The sequence below is a fragment of the endosymbiont of Riftia pachyptila (vent Ph05) genome (assembly GCF_000224455.1).
GTDB classification, from domain to species: Bacteria; Pseudomonadota; Gammaproteobacteria; order Chromatiales; family Chromatiaceae; genus Endoriftia; species Endoriftia persephonae.
In genome coordinates this window covers 1-4826 of the sequence record NZ_AFOC01000155.1, presented here as the reverse complement: position 1 = coordinate 4826, position 4826 = coordinate 1, and the positions used below count along the sequence as shown (strand labels likewise).

Here is a 4826-nt window from a genome sequence, read left to right as displayed (position 1 = left end):
TCGGTGGTGCGGGACTCGGCCACCTTGGTGTAGACCCGCACCTTGGGGAGCTGGTCGGTGAGGATGGCGGCGGTCTCCTCGTTCTTGACCCGCAGCATGATCAGGGTGTTGAGGTTGCCGCTCACCTGGCCCGCCTTGGCCCGGTCACCGATCCCGGCCTCGATGTCCGAGGCGGTCTGGGTGTAGGCGGTGACCTGCACCCCGGCGCCGCCCGCCTTGTTGAGCAGGGGGATGAACTCGTCGCCGATCAGCTCGTTGAACTCGTCGGCGTGGATGGCGATGCGGGCGCGGCGGTGCCCGGTGACCTCGGGCAGGCCCAGGGTGTCGCCGTGCTTGTAGAGCTGGCCGGCGATGGAGGTCAGGTCCGCGAACATGGAGTTGCCCACTGCCCCGGCCACCTCGGCGTCCGACAGCGCATCCAGCCCCACGTAGACGATACCCTGCTGGCGGATCACCCGCATCCAGTCCAGGATGGGGCGGGGATCGCGGGTGTCGCCGTAGTCGGGCGCCAGCAGCTCGCCGCTCTTGCCGCTGGTCAGCTTCTCCAGCAGCGGCAGCAGGCTCGCGGTCAGCTTGTCGAAGTAGGTCTTGTCGTACTCGAAGGCGGAGCGTAGGCCGTCGGCGACGGGATCGTAGAGATTGCGTTCCTTGGCGAACTTCACCAGCGCCACCGCGTGCCGGTCCCGGCCGCGCAGGGCCAAGGGCAGCTTCTTGTCGTCGATGTTACCCTCGATGGTCTGCACCCCCGGCCGCCAGTCGCCGGGGAACTCGCTTTCCAGCCACAGGTGGTAGTAGTCCACCAGCAGCGGCTCGATGTTGGTGACGTAGCGGGCGACGGCGGCATAGTCGGGCTTGCGTCCCAGTCCTACCAGCGCCCGTGCCACGATGTTGGTGAAGCGCCAGGCGAACTCGCGGAAGGCGGCGGAGTTGCCCTGGGAGGGCAGCTGCGAGGCGATGCGGGTGGCCACCTCGGTGATGCGGCCGAATTCGCCCACCGGGTTGTAGCGTTCCGAGATCTCCGGGAAACCCAAGTGGAAGATGTGGAACTGGTCCAGCCGGCCGGCGCGCCTGGCTTCCGCGAACATGCGGCGCAGTAGGTCCACGTCGCCCTTGGGGTCGAATACGATCACCGTCTCGCCGCGGCGGATGTCCTGGCTCACCAGCAGCTCCGCCAGGCGGGTCTTGCCCACGCGGGTGGTGCCCAGCACCAGGGTATGGCCCACCCGGTCGCCCAAGTCCATCCAGATGGCACGCTCGTCCTCCAGGCCGACGCCGTGCAGGGCCGGATCACCGCCCAGGGGCGGCAGGGGACGCACCGGGTTCCACCAGGCGTCGGTGCGGGTGAGCCGGGTCAGCCAGCCGAGCAACCCCGACAAAATCGCCGGGAGCGATTTTGGACGTGCGTAGCACGGCCCGGAGGGCGAACCCCAGGGATGGGGTGAGCAATGCTCGAAGCGCAGTTCGAACGCCCGGGCGGCCCGATGGAACACGCCCGGTTCCAGCCAGCGCCTGGCCTGGGGTGAGCGCACCTCCACCAGGCGTTGGCTGTGGCGCTGGTCCCATGGGAAGCCCCGGCCAAGAAACAGCTTGTGGCGGGAAAGGGGGATATGCTTCGCGGACAGCACGTAACGGGGCAGGCGCCGCAGCTGCCGCCGGTAGCGCACGAGGCAAAAGCCCTGCCAGGCGCGGACCAGACCCAGTGCCCCGAATCCGGCCGCGGTCACTTCGGCCAGGCCCGGCAGGAGGGGAAAAAACAGCATGGGGTCGTGGAGCAGCACCACCGCCAGCCCGACGAGCACGGTGGCCGGAATAAACTCGATGACGGGACGCAGCCGGTTGTCGAAGATGGGTCCCATAGGGGATCACGCCTTCTGCGTCAGGTGAGGGTTGGGCGGTGGCAGCTGCAGGCCGAGGACCTGCTCGGGTTCGGTGATCAGGAGGCCGTTGATGCGGCTTTGCTTGCGGTCGCCCTTGACCTGGTAAGACCAGATGTTGGTGGCCTGCGGAGTGCGCTTGTGCAGTTTGAGTTTCTGGAAACGTTTCTGTACCGGCGTCCAGTTCTCCCGGTCGAAGTCCTTGAAAATGCCGGGGCTCACCAGCAGCAGGCCTTCGGGAACGACATGGACGCGGGCGTTCACCGCATTGATGAGAAGAGCCCCGGAAGCGAGTCCCTCCTTCAGCCAGTGAAGAAAGCGATGGCCGGGATCGTCCTCTTCGGGGGCCTCTGTCTTTCGTGGTTCCGAAGGCGATTCTTCAACGGTTGTTTCCGATGCGTCATCGGCATCCGATGGTGATGGTTCCGGCCCTGGTGTGGCCTTTGGGTCCTCACTTGTCGTGTCGTCCCGGTTTTCTCCCACCGGCACGACACTGCCATCGAACACCGGCGGCCGGGCGTCCGGGTCCGGCCACAGGGTTTGCACGGGAAAGCGCAGCACGGTGAGCTGTTGCGACCAGTCACCGGTGGTCACCTGCACGGTCCAGACGGCCCGATCGCCGTTGGGCGTTAGTAACCCGTGTTGTTGCAGCTCGTCCATCAGCCGGTCGTTGCGCGTCGGCACGCCCTCTTGGCCTTCCTGGCCCAGGTGTTCGCGCAGGGCATCCAGCACGCGTTTGCTGACCAGCCACAGGTCGTCGTTGAGCCGCCAGCCGGCGGCGCCCGGGCGGTTCAGGGGCAGGGTGCCCTGATCCAGCAGGTAACGCAGGCCGGTTAGCAGCCGGGCGACGAGGGGTTTGCGCCGGGCGTCCTGCCCGACGCCCCAATGGGGCCAGCGTCGCTGTGCTCCGCTGTCCAAAATCGCTCCCGGCGATTTTGTGCGCCGGGCCGAGGGCATGCGGGCCGGCACCCCGGCCAAGTCGCTCGCCACAGACAGTCCGTCAGCCCGGTGCACCAGCTCGCCGAGGACGCCGGCCTGGTCGGTACCCCCGGAGAGGGTGGCCAGCCAGGCCGCGAAGACTTCCGGATCGGAGGCCAGCCAGCTCAGGCCCCGCTGGGGCAGGATGAAGCGGACCAGCAGGGGCGGGACCCGTTCGTGGAACCGGTAGCGCCGTTCCCGCACGAACTCCACCCGGTACCAGCCCGCCACGGCGGGGAGGGGGCCGGCCCAGGGATCCCAAGGTCCGAGTTCTCGACCTTGCCGGTCGTACAACCGCACCCGCTGGTCGGTGACCGGCTTGCCAAGGTCGTGGAGCAGGGCGCCGGTGGCCGTGGCGTAGGTCCAGAGGTCCTGCCGGGCGGCCAGCTCCTCGGCGGTGGCCCCCGGGGGCAGCAGCCGGCCCCGGCGCAGTTTCAGGGCCTCGCGCACCACCTCCAGTCCGTGGACCAGCATGCCGCCCGGGCCGGCGTGGTGGTGGGCCTCCGAGGCCGGCAGCTGCTGGACGAAGCCGGCGTAGGCCTCGAAGACCGTGGCGTAGAACGCCTTCCAGTGGGCGCGGGGGACCCCGACCAGTTGTCGGATGGCGGCCAGCTGAGACCGGTGCGGGCGGAGCAGGGTACCGGCATCCAGCACCGGCAGAGCCCCCTCCACCGGCGGGTCGAGATGGCGTCTTCTGCTCCAGAGACTCAGCAGCGCACCCATTGGTCCAGCCATTTCGAGACCTCTTCGGGGCGGGGCCAGGGCGCCCAGTCGCGCCAGAAGTGCACAGCGTTGTCGTGCCGTTTCAGGAAATCCTCGAGCGGGACCACGAGCGGATTCCACATCTCGCCAGCGGCCGCCGCCCGGTACTCGAACAGGGTCAGGCGGCAGAGCTGGTGGCGCAGAATGGCCGCCTGGCGCGGAAGCGGCGCCGCAATGGCGGCCCGCAGGGCGCCCAGGACGACGGCCGAGGGAAGCTCGTCCGGGTCCTCGATGACCCTTTCCAGGCCCCTGAGATGCTCGAGCAGGATCCGGCAGGGCTCTATCCACGGGCCAAGCCCAGCCTCGTGGATGTGGGCGAGCGTGATGCGGGATATGGATGGCGTGCTCATGCGTCGGCACTGTGCCAACGCCGACCGATTCACACCACGGAAAACGTGATTACCGTTCCGGGCGGGTTTCGCAGAGGCGGATGCGCCGCCCTTTGCGAAACCCTTTCATCGCCGCGCGCCCTTCGAGCGCGGCGGCCCTTTCGGGTAGGGCCTTTGCCGTTACTTACCATTCCCTTCTTTCCTTTAGTACCTCCAGAACCCTTTTGGCAAGTGTCAGATGGATGTGGAAGTTTTCGGAGAGTTAACGGCGTCAAGAGTAAAATGCCTGTATATGCGGCAAAGAACGGTAGACAGTAGGTTTCTGCCTGAATATATTAGAGCGATGACTTAAATTGCCAAGAATGGGCCCTGAATACCCATACACTTTTTCATACAGGCGGGCCTGAAGTTCTCAAGCCCAGGCCGCCTATGAGGTAATTGAAAAATGGCTGAGATGGAAGATCGTTGGTTATCGGTAGGAGAAATATGCACCTACCTTGGTGTGAGCAATGACACCGTTTACAGGTGGATCGAGAAGCACGATATGCCTGCTCATCGCGTGGGTCGTCTCTGGAAGTTCAAAAAGGACGAAGTCGACGGATGGGTGAAAGAAGATGGTGCAGCTGAACACACAAAAAGGAATCCTGATAAGGAATGAAGAACAATAGATACAGCATGTCATTTACAACGGGCAGTCTCTTTCATCGTGAATCGGTGAAGCTGGCCGCGCTGTATTTTAAGCTCAAAGACTGGAACGCTGTTAGAGATAAGGTTATTTCTGAGAATTTATTACAAGCCAGGACGCTTAATACTTCTAAACGTGTCTGTCGCGAAATTATTTCTCGGCTGAAAAAGCTCAACTCTTCTGAGCTTGAATTATTGG

The 4826-nt window shown here is 64.9% G+C and carries 5 protein-coding genes; 2 read left to right on the top strand and 3 right to left on the bottom strand.

Annotated elements, in window-relative coordinates:
* The 3 genes from traD to RIFP1SYM_RS15725 all read right to left on the bottom strand — a co-directional run.
* The coding region (gene traD / locus RIFP1SYM_RS15735) for a type IV conjugative transfer system coupling protein TraD (RefSeq protein WP_039960782.1) at window positions 1-1856 on the bottom strand (1856 nt) is incomplete at its 3' end.
* A 6-nt stretch (window positions 1857-1862) separates the two neighbouring features.
* A complete protein-coding gene (gene mobH / locus RIFP1SYM_RS15730; RefSeq protein WP_050798789.1) occupies window positions 1863-3575 on the bottom strand; it encodes a MobH family relaxase in 1713 nt (570 codons plus the stop codon).
* Window positions 3560-3964: a hypothetical protein gene (locus RIFP1SYM_RS15725; protein ID WP_039960781.1), complete on the bottom strand. Its 405-nt coding sequence runs from the start codon at window positions 3962-3964 to the stop codon at window positions 3560-3562. Before RIFP1SYM_RS15725 ends, mobH begins: the two co-directional genes overlap by 16 nt.
* A 424-nt stretch (window positions 3965-4388) precedes the next feature.
* Here RIFP1SYM_RS15725 and RIFP1SYM_RS15720 point away from each other — a divergent pair, with 424 nt between their 5' ends.
* Together RIFP1SYM_RS15720 and RIFP1SYM_RS15715 are read left to right on the top strand one after the other, a co-directional pair.
* A complete protein-coding gene (locus RIFP1SYM_RS15720; RefSeq protein ID WP_005966659.1) occupies window positions 4389-4601 on the top strand; it encodes a helix-turn-helix domain-containing protein in 213 nt (70 codons plus the stop codon).
* Window positions 4598-4826 (top strand): BrxA family protein (locus RIFP1SYM_RS15715; RefSeq protein WP_039960780.1); only part of this gene is annotated, 229 nt, incomplete at its 3' end. The genes RIFP1SYM_RS15720 and RIFP1SYM_RS15715, both read left to right, overlap by 4 nt.